The organism is Psychroserpens sp. NJDZ02 (assembly GCF_004843725.1).
Taxonomy (GTDB): Bacteria; Bacteroidota; Bacteroidia; order Flavobacteriales; family Flavobacteriaceae; genus Olleya.
Map to the genome: position 1 here is coordinate 2,728,504 of NZ_CP039451.1, position 19,215 is coordinate 2,747,718.

Here is a 19,215-nt window from a genome sequence, read left to right on the forward strand (position 1 = left end):
AGGTAAATAATTAATCTAGAGGGTGCAAGTCCCTTATGCGCAGGAGTAACGTCTTGAAGCATTAGTAAGTCGCAAGGGTGGTAATCGCGAGGTTACATCTGAAGGAAGCGAGACTACAAAACTCGGTACTGACGAACAGAAATCGTATACAGAGGCATAGTTATTCGGGTAAGCAAGCACATCATTGTAACGCCCAAACAGTAACAAAAGGGTAACTATGTAGATACGGCAGTGATTGAGTGAAAGAGGATGCCATTACCTGGGGAGGTCTCCAAAGTTACGAGTTGACTATATGGAGAAGTCAGCAGAAGTCATAGTACTTACAGGAAACGAGTTGAGGCAATACCTCAGAAGGTCTCACAAGTAAGGAAGGACTGAACGTAATTCTCTTCAAAATTCGCATAGGAGCACTAGTGGTAGCCTATGCCTAAATTAGAAGATAGTGCCAAGGGTGAAAAGAGCTTTGGCGTGATGATTTACGAACCGCCGTATACGAGACCCGTATGTACGGTGGTGTGAGAGGCGCACTCCGGCTATTTTAGTCGGAGCCGTCTACTCGATTACCACACGTTTACATTATATTGACAAATTAAATTTCCTTCATTTATTCATATGTACCTTTGTAACTTCCTGTTATAATTTCTCCATCTGGTCGTGTAAATTCAAAATCTAGATCTATTTCATCTATCGATATAGATTTAATATTTACAGAACTAGAAATAGCTATGTTACTAACTCTTGGGTCATTATGTCTTAGAATTGTATTTCCTGCAAGAATTGAAAAATTCTCAAAATCTGCATTTTCACGTATCGAGTACTCGGGAACAGGTGTTATAGTTCCTTCTATTACGTTAGTTCCTTCAAATGCAAAATAAAAATAATTTACACCTCCCCATTTTGGAGTTGTTCTAGATGGGTTTACATTTGACAAAACTATAGCGATTTTAGAAGATTCATTATCTATAATATTAAAATCTTTTATAAAAGCTTTATCTACAGAATAAAATGAGCCCTTATAGTTAAATCCATTTCCAGTTTGAATTATAGGTTCAGTGTCTTTATCTTCAGAACAAGAGCTAAACAATATTGCTATTGAAAGAACTATAATTAATTTTAATTTATTCATTTGTTTTTTAATTTATTCGATTTTTGTTATAAATAATATTTTTTCAGAATTGTTTTTTTAATGATTATATTCAATAACTATACCAGTTCTATTTTTCTTTAGATATTTTATGTGTGGTAACGTCTCTGTATATGAGCAGTGCGGAGGAAGAAAGACGATAGTGTCTTGTCCTGAAATATGAATACAGGTTAAAATTGAATTAAGCTGATAATTTATATACCATATTAGGTGTTGTATAATCTAACATCGCTTTATAAATTAATTAAATTTTTTGCTGCTCTCTATGCGCGTGTCTCGTTGTCAAAGGTTTGGTCTAAGTAGAACTCATCTTTTAAGATGCCATTTATACGTTCAGCCATGGCATTTTCATAACAATGATTGTCTTCTGTTATGCTGATATTTATCTTTTTGTTTTTTGAACTGTCTGTTTGTTGCCGACAGCTATGTGTATTTGTTGCGTGGATTAAGTTACTAACTTAGTAAATAAAACCCGGGTTATTGGTGAAACCGAAGGATTTCCTAAACAAGCTAAAATTAACAATAAATGATATACTGTTTTTTGTAGTCGTGTTTTTTTTATGGATATTCAAAACCAAAGCTAAATTCAATTAGGTAACCATTCTTAAATACATAATTGGCATAGTAAATCGGCATATTATATTTTTTAAGGAATTCAGAATTTTGAAAATCGTCAATTTTGTAATGAAACATAGTCGTTCCATTTTCAGTTATTATTTTAGGTTCTCCTTTTATTGATCTAACCTCTCCAGAAGTCATTCCAAGTTTTATTCCGCTTTCAGTTTTGAATTCTTTGTCGTTTGTAACCTGTTCTTTTCTGTTTTTATTCTCGTTGTAATTCACTTTAAATTCAGAAAATTCTTTAGCTGTATTTCCTGGATGAAAATAAAATGTCAAACGTTGTTTCCTATCGATTGAAGTAACACTAGAGTTTGGAAGTCCTTTAAAAATCAGTTTTTCCATGACATCTTTTCCAAGATATTTGTTTACGTTATCAGAATTATTAATACTGATTTCTCCAATTAAAGTATCAGGTTTAAATTTAGGTTTAAGTGAATCGGGTAATTTTAAATAGTCGTCACGAACATTTTTTTCAGGATTTGGAATAATTTCACGTTGACCTTGATTTGTGGCTGAATTATTACAACTTACTAAAAATAGAGTAAGACTAAATGTTATTATTATAATTTGTTTCATGAGTGTCTTGGCATTTTGAACAACGTTGTTGTAGATGTCTGTTTTAAGCTACTAATTTAGTAAATAATTACCGACCAAGAAAGTCTGTGAGGATTTTGGTAAGTGGACGAGATATCGGCAATAAATTAGGTCAAAATTTGTTGTCAAAAAAGAAGGTCTGTTTTATTTGTGTCCCTTATGTTTATTGTTACGGTTGGGAAACTAGTAGTGTTATTAAATATTTTTTTAGAAGTAAATTAGAAACAAGTAAATACACGACTAGCTTTGGGTTGGGTCAGAGAGGAGAGGGGTTTGTTTTTGAAAAAGGAGTAACAATTACAACTTTTGTAGGGGCTGTGTTGCTTTAAACCTTAGCTTTAATTTGTTCATTTGAATATTCTATTCTACATTTTTTTTTGTCAATAATCGCCTCTAGTTCAAAGTCTGAAGAAAAAGCTTTATCGTCCATAGGGTACCAACCTTTAATGTTTTTATTTATCAGAACAAAAAGACCAGTTTCTGTTCCAACAGCACAAAATTTATCAAATCCACCGTCATAAACTGACAATCCAAAGGTTTTGTTTAAATAATCAAAGTCCTTTTTAATATTGGTTGTGGGTATACCAATTTCAGAGATTTCTAAGAAGCTATTTTGATTAAATGCTTTAGATGATTTGTTATTCAGATTTTTTCGAGCAATTAATTCAACAATATTATGATCTATATCATAAAAGTATACTGCTTTAGCATTCCAATTTTGGAAATATTGAATCTCAGTTTTATTCATTTTTAACACGTCAACTCTTTCTTTTAACCAATTGAGTGCCTCTTTTTCTTTATTTGAAGGAATGTTAATAGCAAAATGATATGGTGTTGTAATTGTAGTTCTTTTTACTATTTTCAAATTAGACTGGCCAATGTCAAATACAACAAATGTCTTAGAGTCATCTAATATCTTCAAACCTAAAACTTCTGAGTAAAATTGTTTTTGTTCTGTGAGTCGATTTGTGAAAATTATCAATTCTTGTATTTTCATAATTATAATAAGATAGGATAAAGCGAATATAATCCTATTTCAATAAATTATATTTGAAGAGTAACGACGTTATAAATAAAGTATAACCCAAAAATGCTTTTTAAAAGAATTAAACAACAATATAGCGAGTTACTTTAAGGTGGTAAATAGTTTTTTAAACCGTTTTGGGAATGGGTCTATTTGATTTATATTTTTATTTGTAAACGGATGTACAAAGGTTAAAGCATACGCGTGTAGATACATCCCTTTTCCGTTTAAAATTAAGTGCTCTATTCCATAGTCTTTATCGCCTAAAATGGGATGTCCTATTCCTGATAGGTGTTTACGTAATTGGTGTCGTCGTCCTGTTTGTGGTTCTAATTTTACTAAGTTTAATGTGCTAAATCGCTCAGAAGGTACGGATTCGCATACCGTATAGTTGGATTCAGCTAGTTTACCATCTACTGTAGTCGATATAATCCCTTTAGCGGGCATATTGCCAATGGTTACGGCGTAGTATATTTTATTTACAACTCTTTGTTCAAATAGCTTATTTAAGGCCCGAATACTACTACTTGTTTTTCCGACCAATAAAACACCTGTTGTCCCAAAATCTAGGCGGTGTACTGGTTGCGGAATTGTAGCATCAGCATGTTGACTTTGTATTATGTTTTGTGGTAAGGCATTAGCCACGGTTTTAAAACTATTACCGCTAACTAAAATGCCAGCGGGCTTGTGGATTAGTGCTAAATAATCGTCTTCAAATAAAACCTCTAATTTAAAAACTAACTTTTTATTTTGACTAACTTCTTTTATAAGAGATAGTGTAATAGATTCTCCTCCATTTATAAACGTGGCAGAAGTGGCGATAACATTATTAACCGTTATCTGTTTTTTTTTTAGTGCCTTTTTTAAAGCAGATTTAGTTAAAACCGCATTAAATATTCCGATGCCATAATCTTGCAATCTAATAGGAGTGGAGCGTTTAGGGACAATATGGGTTTCGGTTGATATGATGGCTTTTGTGTTTTAAGGAAAGTACTTTGTTATTGTAACTTCATTTTGCAACAGAACTACATTTAGTACAGGTCAATATATTAGAAGTTACACGAAGTTACCTGAAAAAAATGACACTATCAAATGACATTTTTATTGGAAACGATTTAAATTTTTAAAGACATAAATAAGTCAATTTATAGAACGGCTATTACTTATAATTTGTAGGTTTGTTTTAATTGGACAGCATAGTTTTTGTATATAATTAAGTTTTTTAATTGTAACATGTCGTATTTATGGAGCATAAAAAGATAAGAAAAAATAAAGCACCTTGGCCAACAAAAGACGCTATGGAGCAAGTGTATACAAATAAACTCTGGGGAAGTAATCAGTCTGGTTTTTATTCGGGAGATGGGTCACATCAACCGGAAATTGTAGTGCCTTATGTAGCTGTTTTAATTGATTTTTTAACGTCTTTTAAGAAGCCATTGGTTGTTTGCGATTTAGGTTGTGGTGATTTTAATATTGGTAAACAACTAGTCCAATATACTAAAAAGTATGAGGCAGTAGATATTGTTTCGGGGCTTATTGCATATAATAGAAAACAATTTGTAGCAGATAATTTACAATTTTATTGTTTAGATATCGCAGTCGCAGCTTTACCCTCAGGAGATTGTATTATTTTAAGGCAAGTATTGCAACATTTATCAAATGCTGAGATAAAAAGTGTGGTCCAAAAGTTAGCTAATTATAAGTATGTTATAATAACCGAACATTTGCCTAATGGTGACTTTACGCCTAACAAGGATATTATTTCAGGACAAGGGATTAGGCTTAAAAAACAAAGCGGAGTTAACGTATTAGCGCCTCCATTTGATTTTAAAGTGTTCAAGGATACGCAGTTGCTATCTTATACTTTGGAAGCTAATAAAGGTCGGATTGTAACAACACTATATCAAGTGTTTTAAATTGTTATCAATTAATGAAGGTCTAATTTTTATAAAGCGTTATTGTGTATTCAATTTTAAAATGAAGTCATAGAATCATATTGGGAATTAGCAATAGGCTATGATAATCTACAATGTTATAAAACAAAAAAAGCACTCCGAAGAGTGCTTTTTATTATAATAATCTAATGGCTTATTTTGTTTCTAAACTAACAATTTCGATATCAAAAATTAAGTTAGCATTTGGTGGTACAGGACCACGACCAGCATCACCATATCCCAAATAACTTGGTACAAAAATTCTAGCTTTATCACCAATATTCATGTTTAACATCGCTTCTCTAAATCCTGGGACTAGAGTAGCAGACTCGTTATAAGGCATTGCAAATGCTTGGTAAGCACCTTGTTTTGCAGCGTCCTCACTATATTGATTGTATTTTTTAGCATCTGCTTCTGTCGTAGAAAAGAAAAAACTTCCATCCTCAAAAAGACCTGTACAATCTATTAAAACACGATCAGAAGATTTTGGTTTTACGCCGTTTGGTTTAGCATCAAGAATCATTACTAATCCTGTTGGGTATTCTTTTACTTCCCCTTTCATCTCAGCATTGGCTTTAATAAAGTTATTAATAGCTTCTTTAGCTTTTTCTTTAATAAGCGCTTGCTCTTTAGCTTTTAGTTCGTCTAATTTTTTAGATAATAAAGGCTCTTGTTCTGTAAATACCTTAGGAGCATCAAAAGCTTTGGCAGCTTTCCCTTTACGAATAATATTGACTTTTTCTATAACCACATCTTCTACAGGTTTATTACTTCTTGGGACTACAGCAACATTAGAGATCGTGTCTTGTACATCTAGACCTTGCACTAATTCTCCAAAAACAGAGTGACAACTTACACCACGTCCGCTACAGTTTTTTAAGCTACCGTCGGCATAAAAACCATCAAGATTTTGCTTTGCTACTTCTGTGATAAAAAACTGACTTCCGTTAGTATCATAACCACCAGAGTTTGCCATAGACAAAATTCCAGCTTTGTCATGACTTAAACTAGTGTCAAACTCGCTAAAAAATTTGAATCCAGCACTTCCCATTCCTGTTCCTGTTGGGTCTCCACCTTGGATCATAAATTTATCCATTACTCTGTGGAATATAATACCATTATAAAACGGTTTTCCTTTTAAAGAGTCCTCTAATTTTGGATGTGTACCTTCTGCTAATCCTACAAAGTTAGCAACCACTACAGGGACTTTATCGTAAAATAATTTAGCGACCATTGTCCCTTTATTAGTTACAATTTCAGCATATAATCCGTCTTCTAAGTCTGGATATTTTTCTTGACAAGAATTAGTTGTCAAACTTACCATTAAGGCTATTAGTAATAGTTTCATCGTGTTAATTAATTTATTCATTGTGTTTAGGGTTTATAACTATTCTTTTTGGGTTACCGAAAGTACAGAAACTTCGCAAATTATCGGAATGTTAGTTCCAATTTTATTTTCATCTCCATAATACCCATACGCTTTTTGTGACGGAAAAATAAACGTAGCAGTTTCTCCTGCATGCATTAATTTTAAACCTTCTCGAAGTCCGGAGAACAGCTCTTGCTGGTCCATAGCGTAATTTTGAGTTTTAAGTTCTTCTTTGGTATAAATGGTAGTGCCGTTAAGCGCTTTAACATCATAATTAAATTTGACAAGATCTCCAAAAACAGGTTTTGGTAAACTATCGTTGTCTATTTTTGTATTAAAATGATACCAAAATCCATTTCCAGAAGTTTGATATTGTTGTTCTGGTTGCGAAGCTATAATGGTTTCGATAACTTTGGTTTCTTTTTGGTATAAGGCTTTGTTTCTAGCGACAGAGGCATCTATAAGCGAACCAGAATTTACAGAAATTGGCTTTCTCGCTTCTGGAGTCTTGCAGCTTAATGCTGTGATGCACACCAATAATAGTAAGGCTAAATTACGATTCATGTAATACGGTGTTATATTGAGGTAATATACTAATAAATTTTTCAATGGTCTGTTCTAGATTAGTATCACTTTTACCGCCAGCTGCATTGGTGTGTCCGCCGCCATGAAAATGTGATCTAGACATTTCGTTTACAGAAAAATCACCCTTAGAGCGTAATGATATTTTTATAATACCTTGCTGTAAGTCTTCAATAAAAATAGCCGCTAATACAACATTATTAAGGGACAAGGCATAATTGACAAAGCCTTCTGTGTCTCCTTTTTTATAATCAAATTGCTGTAATTCTTTTTGAGATAGCGTAATATAGGCAGCTCTAGATTCTGGAACGACTTTTAAATTGCTTAACGCGCAACCTAACAGTTGTAAGCGGTTATAGCTATTGGTGTCATAGACTTGATTGTGTATCATCGTATTATCTGCACCTTTGTCTATTAAGTCAGCAATAGCTCTGTGCGTCGCACTAGTAGTAGATCTAAATCTAAAAGATCCCGTATCCGTCATTATTCCCACATAAATAGCAGTGGCTGTATTGCTATCAATATGGTCTAAACCATTCAGATTTTTTATAAAATTATAGACCATCTCACAGGTAGAGCTCATACTAACATCACTATATGTGTATTTAGCATAGTCATCTGGCTGCTGATGGTGATCAATCATTATTTTTAAAGCAGTACTGTTATTTAAAACAGTTTCCATATCTCCTGCACGATGAAACGCGTTAAAGTCTAGCGTGAAAATAATATCAGCTTCAGCTAATTTTTGGTCACTATCGTCTTTTTGACTTTCATATTTAAGAATTAAATCCTGTCCAGGAATCCATTTTAAAAACTCAGGGTAGTCATTTGGTAACACAACAGTAGCTTGATGATTGGTTTTTGTTAAATAATGAAACAAAGCCAAACTAGAGCCTATAGCATCTCCATCTGGGTTTTTATGGCTTACAATTACAATTTTTTTTGGCGTAGCCAATAACTGATTTATGTCTGTGTAGTCTTGTTTTGTCATAGCCCACGAATATACGATTTTTTAATAATTGAATTTATTGTTTTTATTAATAAATGCCGTACTTTTGCACAAAATTAACAATCTCTTTTTATAATTAAAGAGGGTTAGTTTTAAACGAATTAGATAACATTAAAATAAAAAAATGGCAACTAACAGAACATTTACAATGCTTAAGCCTGACTCTGTTGAAAAGGGTTATATCGGCGCAATCTTAGAAAAAATTAACGCTTCAGGTTTTAGAATCGTTGCAATGAAGTTAACACACATGACTAAGCAAGATGCAGAAGCATTTTACGCAGTACATAGTGAAAGACCTTTTTATGGTGAGTTAGTAGAGTATATGACACGTGGTCCTATTGTAGCTGCTATTTTAGAAAAAGATAACGCAGTAGACGATTTTAGAACTTTAATTGGTGCTACTAATCCTGCTGATGCAGCTGAAGGAACTATCCGTAAATTATATGCAGCTTCTATTGGAGAAAATGCAGTACACGGAAGTGATAGTGATGAAAATGCAGCTATTGAAGGTGCTTTCCATTTTTCTGGACGTGAAATGTTTTAAGTTTTAAAACACTATACAATTAAAAAAAAATCCAGCTATTTGCTGGATTTTTTTTGTTTTTTATACAGTAGAGAGGAGGGAGTATTCGCTTTGTATTGCTGTTTTTTTTTATGAAATAAAACTTTATTCAACTGAAAAAGAAAGTTTTGTTCCTGTTGAAAGGGTCTATAACAAAATTATAGTTGGATGTAATAATAAATGTAGGTTAAGTGTTAAGTGAAGCCCATGGTTTTTATTAAACTACAAATTGGAACATTGACCTAAAAAGCGGATCATTTTATTTTCGATTCAATTAGTTGCGTCTTTTAAAACTAAGGCACAAAAAAAAGCCTCTCTAAATAAATAGAAAGGCTTTAATCTTAAAGATATATGGTAGTTGTTAAAGTACTTTAACGTTAACTGCGTTTAATCCTTTTTTTCCTTCTTGTAAGTCGAATTCAACTTCGTCACCTTCACGAACTTCGTCAATTAATCCTGAAATGTGTACAAAATGGTCTTTGTTTACACCTTCTTCTGTAATGAATCCGAAACCTTTAGCGTCATTGAAGAATTTTACTGTGCCTTTACTCATCGTAATAAAATTTAATATTGATTATTTTAATAGTACAAATATGACGCCAATAAATTTAACAATGAGCTTTTATTATATTTATTTTCAATTATTTGACTATTAGTGTTCTAAACAGAAAAAACCTCTCCGTTTGGAAAGGTTTTTTGTGTAATGATTTAAATAGAAAATATATAATTATACTACTTTTACATTTACTGCGTTCATACCTTTTCTTCCTTCTTGTAAGTCGAATTCTACGATATCTCCTTCACGAACTTCGTCGATTAATCCAGAAATGTGTACGAAATGGTCTGCGTCTGATCCATCTTCAGTTATAAAACCGAATCCTTTTGAATCATTGAAAAATTTTACTGTACCTTGTGCCATTGTAATAAAAAAATTTGTTAATAATAGTCTCAAAGATAAAATATAAAATATTAATTAAACATATTTTTTTTGAATTTTTTTATCAAAAAAACAGTGTATTAATAATTTAATCATCTTAAAACCAGTTTTTTAATGATGTCTTTACCTAGTTCTTCGTTTAATAAAGTTATAATTTTTTGGTTACCATAACTTAATTCTTCGCGTAAAGCGCTAGAGCTTAATTGCACATAAAGGATGTCCTTTTTTAATTCGATAGCAGTCGTATAATTGTTAATGCCATTACCCATTAATTTTGCCCAAGCATCTCTAACATTAACTTTGTCTAACCCTTTTTCAAGGTTGTTTTCTGTGACAAAGTTTTTTAATGCGTCCGATATATTTAATAAGTTGTTGTTGCGTTTTGCCATTAGTCTATTGTTATAGGTGTGTAGCGGTTATATATGTATAAATCTTTATTTTGGTTTATAACCTGTAGTTTGTCTTTGCTAGCTTTTAAAATGGTTTCTTTCCAATGTGAAAAAGGTGTTTTGTAATATAAATTAAGACTGTCGTTTTCTATTTTAAAAACAAATTGCTCAGCGTCTTTTGACGTCTCATAGGTGCCATTAAAAATAGGTTTTAGTTTTTTTCTAAAGCCAACCGAATCTTTATTTATTTCAATGTAATCTATCGTTTCATTAATCTTATATTGCTTTTTTGTGCCATCTTTTAAAATCACTTCGCTTATTTCCCAATATCCAGAGACGTGTTGTTTAAGGTCTTCAGGATTTTGAGAACAGCTTACTATCAATATAAGTAAAATATAGGTTAGTTTTTTCATGTTATAGCTTAAATATTTCATAAGATTGGTGGACTTGTTTTACCGCGTTTTCTGTGCGTTCGGCATGTGTATCACTGATAAAAATTTGTCCAAAATTTTCGTCGTTAACTAATTTTATAATTTGTGCAACACGGGTTTCGTCTAATTTATCAAAAATATCATCCAAAAGCAAAATTGGATTATCCCCACTAATGGCTTTTAGACTGTCAAATTGTGCTAATTTTAAAGCAATTAAGTATGATTTTTGTTGCCCTTGACTCCCGAATTTTTTAATAGGGTAGTCTCCAATATTAAATTCTAAATCATCCTTATGCACACCAACACTAGTGTATTGTAACGCTTTGTCTTTATTAATTGCTTTTCTTAACAGTTGGTCTAAGTCGTTTTCAAATAAATCACTTTTATAATTTAAGCTAACGTCTTCATTATTGTTGCTAATGGCTTTATACCGCGCTTTAAATAATGGAATAAAGTTGTCTAAAAAATCTTTTCTTTTTTGAAAAATCTCTGTACCATAAAGCTGTAATTGCTGATTATAAACTTCTATAGTGTCATTATTATAGGTGTGGTTGGCAGCAAAATATTTTAATAACGAGTTGCGTTGTGATAAAATCTTATTATAATTAATTAAACTTGCTAAATAACCTTTGTCACTTTGACTAATCACACTATCAATAAATTTACGTCTAGTATCGCTACCATCAATAATTAAATCTCTATCGGCAGGACTAATAATGACTAAAGGTAAAAAACCAATGTGATCACTAAACTTCTCGTAAGCCTTACTATTGCGTTTGATAACTTTTTTTTGTCCCTTTTTTAAACTGACAACAATGTTTTCTTTCTTTTGGTCTTTATCGTATTCTCCGCTAATAACAAAAAACTCTTCATCGTATTTTATGTTCTGCGAAGCAACGGGGTTAAAATAGCTTTTACCAAAGGATAAATGGTAAATAGCATCCAGTGCATTTGTTTTTCCAACCCCATTATTACCTACAAGGCAGTTAATAGTCTCGTTAAACGCAAAGGTTTTGGAGTCAAAATTTTTATAGTTTAAAAGTGATAAGGACTTTAAAATCATAGAGTTATTACTAAAATAGAGGGCTTTAAATAAGGAGGCCTCGTAAGGATGTGCAAATTATTGAAAAATATCAAATAAATAACCTTTTATTTCTGAAGAAAAATTATATTTTTGTGCGCATTAATAAAATTAATATGGCGACTTACAAGAAAAGAGGATACAAACCAAAAACAACAGTAGAAAAGGAAGTTGAAGTTGAAGATAGCTCAACAACCGCTGAAGTTTTTAATACATTAGACGAATCTGCAAATAAGGCAGAGGAGTTTGTAGAGAAAAATCAGAAAAACATTTTTATTATTATTGGTGTTGCAGCAGCTTTTGCTTTAGCCTATTTAGGGTATCAACAGTTTATAGTTAAACCAAAACAAGGGGAAGCTATGAATGAAATGTATCAAGCACAAAAATTCTTTAATGAAGCTGTAGTTGCTACTGTAGGACAAGATTCTTTATATAACTTAGCCTTAACAGGAGGAGAGGGTAAATTAGGATTAGTAGATATAGCCTCTCAATTTAGTGGTACAGCAGCAGGGAACCTAGCTAACTATTATGCAGGTATGGCATATTTTAATACTAACGATTATCAGAACGCAGTGACTTATCTTGATGCTTTTGATAGTGAAGATGAAGCATTAGGGCCTATTGCTAAAGGAGTGATTGGTGATGCTTATGCTCAAACAAATGAAAAATCAAATGCATTAGACTATTATAAGAAGGCTGCTAACTTACGTCAAAATGAGTTTTCGACGCCAACTTATTTATTTAAAGCAGGAGTTACCGCTTTAGATATGGGAGACGCTTCTGAAGCATTAGAATTATTAAATAAAATTAAAGACAACTATCCAAATTCACCAGAAGCTACTCAAGCGGAAGTATTTATTGGAAAAGCGCAAGCAATGTCTAACTAATTACATTTATGGCAACAACAAATTTATCAGCATACGATAAGACAACAATCCCAAACGGAGAGCAATTTCGGTTTGGGATTGTTGTTTCAGAATGGAACGAGGACATTACACAAGGTTTATTAGAAGGTGCTAAAAGTACACTCTTAGAGCACGGTGTAAAATTAGAGAATATTGCAATCTGGGATGTTCCTGGAAGTTATGAGCTAATTTATGGTTGTAAGAAAATGCAAAACCAAAGGGTAGATGCCGTTATTGCAATAGGTAGTGTTATCCAAGGCGAAACTAAGCATTTTGATTTTGTATGCGAAGCAGTAGCACAAGGGATAAAAGACCTTAATGTTATTGATGAAACGCCTGTTATCTTTTGTGTGCTTACGGATAATAATAAGCAACAATCTATTGACCGTTCTGGCGGAAAACTCGGTAATAAAGGTGTCGAAGCAGGTGTTGCAGCTTTAAAAATGGCAACATTACGTCACAACGCTTAGTGTCTGTTAACAATTTTTAGCATTCATAATCTATCGTTCTGCAGTATTTTCAGTATTTTTGAGTGATATTCACATTAAAACTACTAAGGCTTGTTTAGTCAGAAGAAAAACAAAAAATTTAGCTATCAGTCTCGATTTTCTAAAGAGGAAACCGCAGCGACTAAACTTAAGGCAAGTTTAAATAGTAGTTGGGATGATACAAGGCGTAAATCCTCTAGCGCTAAAAAAGGGAGTGCCCTATTTTTACTGGTAGGTGTATTAGTTTTTATTGCTGTTTTAATGTATTATTTAGAAACTAAAATTAAATAGAGTTGTGCTATGGGATTGCTATCTAAACGTAAAAATAAAAAGTTTGATTATACACCTCGTTTTTATAAAGGTGAAGGCAATCCGTTTGAAATAAAGCACAAATTTGACGAGCATAGAACTACCGTAGGTGAAAACCTTAACTTCAAACAAAAAATTAATAATGCTTTTGACGAGTTTAAAAACAGTCCAGATAAAGCAGCAAACAGGCGTGTTTTAGTAATTATAGCAGTTTTAATATTTCTATTTTTATTATTAATGGGCTTCGATTTATCCATATTCTTCCCTAACTAAACGTATGGCAGATATTATTCAATTATTACCAGATCACGTTGCTAATCAAATCGCAGCAGGAGAGGTTGTACAACGTCCAGCTTCCGTTGTAAAGGAGCTGTTAGAAAATGCAATTGATGCAGATTCAACCCTTATTAAACTTATCATTAAAGATGCTGGTAAAACACTAGTTCAGGTTATTGATAATGGTAAAGGTATGACAACTACCGATGCTAGGTTAAGTTTTGAGCGTCATGCAACGTCCAAAATTAAATCTGCAGAGGATTTATTCCAATTAAACACTAAGGGATTTAGAGGAGAAGCTTTGGCTAGTATTGCGGCGATTGCACATGTCGAGCTTAAAACAAAACAAGAGCATGAAGATGTTGGGACGGCTATTGTTATAGAAGGTAGTGATATTAAGTCTCAGGAGGTAGTTGTTACGCCAAAAGGAACATCGTTATCTGTAAAGCATTTGTTTTTTAATATTCCTGCAAGGCGTAATTTTTTAAAGTCGAATACGGTAGAATTACGACATATTATTGACGAGTTTCATCGTGTGGCATTAGCGCATCCCTCAATTGGATTTTCGATGTTTAGTAATGGAAACGAAACGTTTAACTTACCGCAAAGTAACTATAGACAACGTATCGTTAATATTTTTGGAAACAAGACTAACGAAAAATTAGTACCAGTAGAAGAAGCTACGGAAGTACTTGTCATTTCAGGTTTTGTTGGAAAGCCGGAGTTTGCCAAAAAATCTAGAAACGAACAATTCTTTTTTGTTAATGATCGTTTTATTAAGAGTGCTTATCTTAATCATGCTATTAATTCAGCATTTGAAGGTTTATTAAAAGATGGCGCACAGCCAAGTTATTATTTAAATTTAACGGTTAATCCACAAACTATAGATATTAATATTCATCCAACAAAAACAGAGATTAAGTTTGATGATGAGCACACATTATACGCTATTTTAAGATCGGCAGTAAAGCATAGTTTAGGGCAGTTTAACATTGCACCTGTCTTAGATTTTGACCGTGATGCTAATTTAGATACACCGTATAGTTACGAACAAAAAGGAATGCCTAGTGTTGAAGTCGATCGTAGCTTTAACCCTTTTAAAGAGGATACGCCCAAAGTAAAAACAGTGGCAAGTACGCCGACATACAAAAAGGAACCTAGTGCTAATTGGGAGAGTTTATATGTTGGATTAGAATCTAAAGGCACAAAAACGACTACGGATTTTAGCGAAATTCATTTTGAAAGTCAACCTCAAAACGAAAGTATTTTTAAAAATGAAAATGCAGTAGAGCAGAAGCAAACGACGTATCAACTTAATAATAAATTTATTATAAGTACTATAAAATCGGGAATGTTAGTTATTGATCAACATCGTGCACACCAACGCGTATTGTATGAAGATTTTTTAAGACATATTACTATAAAAGAAGGGGTTAGTCAACAATTATTATTTCCTTTGGAATTACATTTCTCGAATCAAGAAATTGCGTTGATTAATCAATTGAAAGAAGATCTAGAATCTACTGGGTTTATATTTCAATCTATAGAAAACGAAACGGTGCAAATAACTGGTGTTCCAGTAAATGTTCCAGAAAGCGAAGTCTCTATAATTTTAGAACAGTTAATTAGTGATGTTGAAAATGAAGTCCCTGATAGTAATTTTTCAGCAACCGATTTATTAGCAAAATCTATGGCTAAAAGTTTAGCTATAAAAACAGGACAGTCTTTAACTAATCCTGAGCAAGAACATTTGGTAAACCGTTTGTTTGGTTGTACAGAGCCTAACGTATCACCAACTAATAGAACCACATTTATAACAATGACTGTGGACGAGTTAGATAAAAAATTTATGTAAGTTATGATGAGAATAACAGATACGGTTAAACATCTAATAATTTTAAATGTACTAATGTTTTTTGGTACAATGACCGTAGGTGATGGTCGTTTATTTTACGATTTGTTTGCAATGCATTTTCCTGCAAGTGATGCTTTTAAGCCTTGGCAAGTCGTAACACACATGTTTATGCATGGTGGTTTTACGCACCTATTGTTTAATATGTTTGCTTTGTGGATGTTTGGAGGGCCAGTAGAACAACGTTTAGGTCGTAACAAGTTTTTATTTTTGTATTTCTCAGCTGGTTTAGCTGCAGTATTGTTTCAATTATCAGGTTATTATTGGGATTACCTTCCAGCTTTAAAAACTTTATTAGAATCAGGTTTAAGTAAGAGTGCAATTAATGATATTATCAATTTCAATATTTTAGACGGTAACCAATATACAGGACAGTTACTGACGGAGCAATTAAATACTTATTTTACTGAAAATAATATAAGCGAAAGTGTCCTTAATCAAGCAAATTATCAAACACTATTTGAAACTAACGTTTTAGTACATAATAGCACAATGGTAGGTGCATCAGGTTGTATAATGGGTATTTTAGCAGCTTTTGGTATGATGAATCCTAATGCGGAATTAATGATGCTATTTTTACCAATACCAATCAAAGCAAAATATTTTATTCCAGGGATTATACTATTAGATGTCATATCAGCGTTTACAGGACAGTCCTTTTTTAGTCCTAGTAATACAGCTTATTTGGCTCACGTTGGAGGTGCGCTTATTGGCTTTTTTATTATGTGGTATTGGCGTAAAACACAATTCAATAAAAACCGTTGGGATAGATAGATGAGTCAGTTAGAACAACTAAAATATAAATATGCTAGGCTTAATGTCTTAGAAAAAATAATAGCAATTAATGTTGTTGTATTTTTGTTTGCTATTATATTTAGACGTGTGATTCCTAATTTTTTTAGGTGGTTATATTTGCCAAGTGATTTTTCTGGTTTTTTATATAAACCGTGGACTATAATAACTTATGGATTCCTTCATTTTGATCCTATCCATGTTTTATTTAATATGTTATGGTTGTACTTTTTAGGAGGTATGATGCTAAATTTATTTAAAGCTAAAACGGCTTTAAGTATCTATTTTATGGGTATCATGGCAGGGGGATTGGCCTTTCTGTTTGGATATAATGTATTACCTCAAATATTTGCAGATACAGCTTACTTGATTGGAGCATCAGCTGGTATTAGAGCAATCCTTATCTTTTTATGTGCCTATATGCCAAATAAAGAAATGCAGTTCTTTACCTTTAATTTAAAACTATGGTGGATCGGAGCTGCAATTACTGGTTTTGATATTTTAAATATATTTGGAGGGAATAATGCAGGTGGTAATTTAGCGCATCTAGGTGGTGCGGCTTTAGGTTTTTTGTATGCTAAGCAATTAGCTAAAGGCCATGATATAGGTAGCGGTTTTGAACGTTTTATGGATTGGGCTAGTAACTTGTTTAAAGTTAATAGCAAACCTAAAATGAAAACGGTTTACAAGAAAAGTAAAGTAGCGGGTTATAAGAAAGATGAATTTAATCAGTTTAATAATCAGAAAAAAATAGATATTATTTTGGATAAGATTAGTAAAAGTGGTTATGATAGTTTGTCTAAAGAAGAGAAGCAATTTTTGTTTAAAGCTGGAAAATAATAGAATAATAATATGAAGCGCTTAAAGTTTTCCGAGAAAGTTGTCTTCTTCATCAATTCTGTTGTTGCCTTTCTGCTCTTGCTATCTTATGTGTTGCCCAATATTCCGCCTAAAACATTTGCGACGCTATCGGTGTTAAGTTTAGGTGTTCCTTTTTTAATACTACTTAATGTTTTGTTTTTTGTATACTGGTTGTTCAAAATAAAAAAACAGTTATTATTGTCATTAGTGGTTATAACCATTGGTTATTTTTTATTTGGGTCGTTATATAAGTTTTCTAATTGGGAAGCAGATGGCACAGAAGGTTTGACTGTGATGAATTATAATGTACGCTTGTTTAATTTCTATGAATGGATTCCGGAAAAGGGAATCGATAAGAAGTTAGTAGAATTTGTTAAAAAAGAAAAACCACAAGTTTTAAATATTCAAGAATACCACTTACAAGACAATTTAGATTTTTCTTTTTTTAAATATAAATACGTAAAATTAGAGGGTGAAAAGTCTAAAGTCGGACAGGCTATATTTTCTCAATTTCCTATTATTAATTCTGGCTCGGTTGATTTTCCTAATACAGCAAACAATGCTATTTTTGCAGATATAGTTAAAGGTAAGGATACTATTAGGGTGTATAATTTACACCTACAGTCTTTGCGGATTAATCCTAGAGAGCAGCGTTTAACTACAGAGAATTCCGAAAAACTAATTAACGGTATTGGTGAAGCCTTTAAATTGCAGCAAAGTCAAACTGAATTGTTTTTGAAACATAAAAATAAAAGTCCTTATAAAGTTATTATTAGCGGCGACTTTAATAACTCTGCGTTTTCTTATGTTTATAAAACCATAAGAGGGGATATGAAAGATAGTTTTAAGCAGCAAGGAAATGGTTTTGGACGGACTTATAATTTTAAGTTTTTTCCTTTGCGAATAGATTTTTTACTTGTAGATAAATCGTGGACGGTTGATAATTTTAAAACGTATGATGTGGAGTATTCTGATCATTACCCAATCCTGACTAAAATATCATTTTAGTAAGACATCAAATAACAGTCAGTAGTATCTGCGATAATATGTATAACTAAACCAAGACCTATCAATCTTGTTTTTTTTGGTACTAGCAGTAATATATACACCGCTATAGCATAATAACTATGTAAAGGATGGAAGTTTATGCTGCATCTATTAGGCGAAAAGATAGGTGTTGCTAATAAGTGGTCAATATCTATTAAAAAGCCTAATAACATTATTAAAAAGGCCTTTTTCCACTGCGATTTAAAGCAGAGTAGTGCGACTAAAAGTGGTAAGCCAAAATGGATGCCGTAATGTATAATGGGCTGTATCACTTATGGTAATTGTTGCGTTTCTAAATAATTAAGCGCGTTGGTCCCTTCATTAAATAATAAATCCAATATACTTAGATTATTAATATAACCATGCTTTTCACCAAAGACTTGGGTGTAGGGGGTAAGTGGCATGTTTTGTTCTTTTCTAGCATTTGATAAGTAACGATAGTCTGTTAAATCAGTTGGTGTTTTGTTGAAGTTAGAAGTAAATTTGGGTGCAATATCTAACTGTAAACACGCTGTGATTATTTCGAAACATTTTAAGTTGTGATCAAAGATGTAATCAGATTTTAATTGAAAAAGTGGGCGAATATCGTCTTCATAAAATTCGAAATAAGGTGACGTTTTGTAAGCAGATTCTAAACTTTTCCAGTGTACCAATTGCCAGTTGTCCTTTGCACTGATTTTTACATCCTTGTATAACTGGCGTTCTTTATGACTATGAATAACAGGTACACTTAGTTGTAGTTTTCCATTGGCTCCGTAAATATACGTTCGGTTTCTATAGGTTTGCTTTTGAAAATTATCATGTATCTCAAAGGTCAAACTTTCAGCTTTAGCAATAGCAACAAACTGTGCGATACTAGGGAAATATGTTGGATGGATAAGTATGTTCATTTGTTAATGAAAATAGATTACTACGTTATTCATTTATTTACAATTTAAATATAGTCTT

24 protein-coding genes are annotated in these 19,215 nt (G+C 32.3%); 10 read left to right on the plus strand and 14 right to left on the minus strand.

The genetic code is table 11. The features are described 5' to 3' along the window. Positions 1-604: 604 nt before the first annotated feature. The 4 genes from E9099_RS11910 to E9099_RS11930 all read right to left on the minus strand — a co-directional run bounded on the left by E9099_RS11910 (position 605) and on the right by E9099_RS11930 (position 4,301). On the minus strand, positions 605-1,126 hold the full coding sequence (locus E9099_RS11910) for a hypothetical protein (RefSeq protein ID WP_136583797.1): 522 nt from the start codon (positions 1,124-1,126) through the stop codon (positions 605-607). A gap of 576 nt (positions 1,127-1,702) precedes the next feature. Next, on the minus strand, positions 1,703-2,341 hold the full coding sequence (locus E9099_RS11920; RefSeq protein WP_136583798.1) for a hypothetical protein: 639 nt from the start codon (positions 2,339-2,341) through the stop codon (positions 1,703-1,705). 343 nt (positions 2,342-2,684) lie between these two features. After that, positions 2,685-3,356, minus strand: a complete 672-nt coding sequence (locus tag E9099_RS11925) for a VOC family protein (protein ID WP_136583799.1) — start codon at positions 3,354-3,356, stop codon at positions 2,685-2,687. Between the two features lie 129 nt (positions 3,357-3,485). Beyond that, complete coding sequence (locus E9099_RS11930) at positions 3,486-4,301, minus strand: RluA family pseudouridine synthase (protein ID WP_240788889.1); 816 nt, start codon at positions 4,299-4,301, stop codon at positions 3,486-3,488. A gap of 326 nt (positions 4,302-4,627) precedes the next feature. Here E9099_RS11930 and E9099_RS11935 point away from each other — a divergent pair, with 326 nt between their 5' ends. Then, a complete protein-coding gene (locus tag E9099_RS11935) occupies positions 4,628-5,299 on the plus strand; it encodes a class I SAM-dependent methyltransferase (RefSeq protein WP_136583800.1) in 672 nt (223 codons plus the stop codon). 172 nt (positions 5,300-5,471) lie between these two features. Here the strand turns inward: E9099_RS11935 and E9099_RS11940 are convergent, their stop codons facing one another. From E9099_RS11940 to E9099_RS11950, 3 genes are read right to left on the minus strand one after another with little or no spacing between them, the layout of a single operon-like run. After that, a complete protein-coding gene (locus E9099_RS11940) occupies positions 5,472-6,686 on the minus strand; it encodes a peptidylprolyl isomerase (RefSeq protein WP_240788890.1) in 1,215 nt (404 codons plus the stop codon). A gap of 18 nt (positions 6,687-6,704) precedes the next feature. Beyond that, positions 6,705-7,250, minus strand: a complete 546-nt coding sequence (gene gldI, locus E9099_RS11945; RefSeq protein ID WP_136583801.1) for a gliding motility-associated peptidyl-prolyl isomerase GldI — start codon at positions 7,248-7,250, stop codon at positions 6,705-6,707. Next, positions 7,240-8,259: a DHH family phosphoesterase gene (locus tag E9099_RS11950; protein WP_136583802.1), complete on the minus strand. Its 1,020-nt coding sequence runs from the start codon at positions 8,257-8,259 to the stop codon at positions 7,240-7,242. The genes gldI and E9099_RS11950 overlap by 11 nt, the downstream gene beginning before the upstream one ends. 142 nt (positions 8,260-8,401) lie before the next feature. On the opposite strand from E9099_RS11950, the gene E9099_RS11955 reads away from it, so the two are divergent. Further along, positions 8,402-8,821, plus strand: a complete 420-nt coding sequence (locus E9099_RS11955; RefSeq protein ID WP_101019891.1) for a nucleoside-diphosphate kinase — start codon at positions 8,402-8,404, stop codon at positions 8,819-8,821. Positions 8,822-9,200: 379 nt separating this feature from the next. On the opposite strand, the gene E9099_RS11960 is transcribed toward E9099_RS11955, so the two are convergent. The 5 genes from E9099_RS11960 to recF all read right to left on the minus strand — a co-directional run bounded on the left by E9099_RS11960 (position 9,201) and on the right by recF (position 11,659). Then, positions 9,201-9,392, minus strand: coding sequence for a cold-shock protein (locus E9099_RS11960; protein ID WP_101019888.1), 192 nt, complete (start codon positions 9,390-9,392; stop codon positions 9,201-9,203). Positions 9,393-9,566: 174 nt separating this feature from the next. Continuing rightward, positions 9,567-9,758, minus strand: coding sequence for a cold-shock protein (locus tag E9099_RS11965; RefSeq protein WP_136583803.1), 192 nt, complete (start codon positions 9,756-9,758; stop codon positions 9,567-9,569). 110 nt (positions 9,759-9,868) lie between these two features. Beyond that, on the minus strand, positions 9,869-10,165 hold the full coding sequence (locus E9099_RS11970; RefSeq protein WP_136583804.1) for a DUF721 domain-containing protein: 297 nt from the start codon (positions 10,163-10,165) through the stop codon (positions 9,869-9,871). Next, positions 10,165-10,578, minus strand: coding sequence for a lipocalin family protein (locus E9099_RS11975; protein ID WP_136583805.1), 414 nt, complete (start codon positions 10,576-10,578; stop codon positions 10,165-10,167). Before E9099_RS11975 ends, E9099_RS11970 begins: the two co-directional genes overlap by 1 nt. Position 10,579: 1 nt before the next feature. Then, the gene (recF, locus tag E9099_RS11980; RefSeq protein ID WP_136583806.1) at positions 10,580-11,659 is read right to left on the minus strand and encodes a DNA replication/repair protein RecF; all 1,080 of its coding nucleotides are present in this window, start codon (positions 11,657-11,659) and stop codon (positions 10,580-10,582) included. 113 nt (positions 11,660-11,772) lie between these two features. Between recF and E9099_RS11985 the strand changes: the two genes are divergently transcribed. The 8 genes from E9099_RS11985 to E9099_RS12020 all read left to right on the plus strand — a co-directional run bounded on the left by E9099_RS11985 (position 11,773) and on the right by E9099_RS12020 (position 18,228). Beyond that, positions 11,773-12,564: a tetratricopeptide repeat protein gene (locus E9099_RS11985; RefSeq protein WP_317130621.1), complete on the plus strand. Its 792-nt coding sequence runs from the start codon at positions 11,773-11,775 to the stop codon at positions 12,562-12,564. An 8-nt stretch (positions 12,565-12,572) separates the two neighbouring features. Continuing rightward, on the plus strand, positions 12,573-13,052 hold the full coding sequence (gene ribH, locus E9099_RS11990; RefSeq protein WP_136583807.1) for a 6,7-dimethyl-8-ribityllumazine synthase: 480 nt from the start codon (positions 12,573-12,575) through the stop codon (positions 13,050-13,052). Positions 13,053-13,142: 90 nt separating this feature from the next. Beyond that, positions 13,143-13,361: a hypothetical protein gene (locus E9099_RS11995; protein ID WP_136583808.1), complete on the plus strand. Its 219-nt coding sequence runs from the start codon at positions 13,143-13,145 to the stop codon at positions 13,359-13,361. Positions 13,362-13,370: 9 nt separating this feature from the next. Next, positions 13,371-13,652 (plus strand): riboflavin synthase subunit beta, encoded by a 282-nt coding sequence (locus E9099_RS12000; RefSeq protein WP_136583809.1) that lies wholly within the window; start codon positions 13,371-13,373, stop codon positions 13,650-13,652. Positions 13,653-13,656: 4 nt separating this feature from the next. Then, positions 13,657-15,510 (plus strand): DNA mismatch repair endonuclease MutL, encoded by a 1,854-nt coding sequence (mutL, locus tag E9099_RS12005; RefSeq protein WP_136583810.1) that lies wholly within the window; start codon positions 13,657-13,659, stop codon positions 15,508-15,510. 3 nt (positions 15,511-15,513) lie between these two features. Next, the gene (locus tag E9099_RS12010) at positions 15,514-16,341 is read left to right on the plus strand and encodes a rhomboid family intramembrane serine protease (protein ID WP_136583811.1); all 828 of its coding nucleotides are present in this window, start codon (positions 15,514-15,516) and stop codon (positions 16,339-16,341) included. Next, complete coding sequence (locus E9099_RS12015) at positions 16,342-17,199, plus strand: rhomboid family intramembrane serine protease (protein ID WP_136583812.1); 858 nt, start codon at positions 16,342-16,344, stop codon at positions 17,197-17,199. A gap of 12 nt (positions 17,200-17,211) precedes the next feature. After that, positions 17,212-18,228: an endonuclease/exonuclease/phosphatase family protein gene (locus E9099_RS12020; protein WP_136583813.1), complete on the plus strand. Its 1,017-nt coding sequence runs from the start codon at positions 17,212-17,214 to the stop codon at positions 18,226-18,228. Here the strand turns inward: E9099_RS12020 and E9099_RS19510 are convergent. Then, on the minus strand, positions 18,225-18,539 hold the full coding sequence (locus E9099_RS19510) for a DUF6122 family protein (protein ID WP_136583814.1): 315 nt from the start codon (positions 18,537-18,539) through the stop codon (positions 18,225-18,227). The two genes, E9099_RS12020 and E9099_RS19510, sit on opposite strands and share 4 nt — an antisense overlap. Further along, entirely contained in the window at positions 18,540-19,157 is a 618-nt protein-coding gene (locus E9099_RS12030; protein ID WP_136583815.1) for a WbqC family protein, read from the minus strand. It lies immediately after the preceding gene. Between the last annotated feature and the right edge of the window lie 58 nt (positions 19,158-19,215).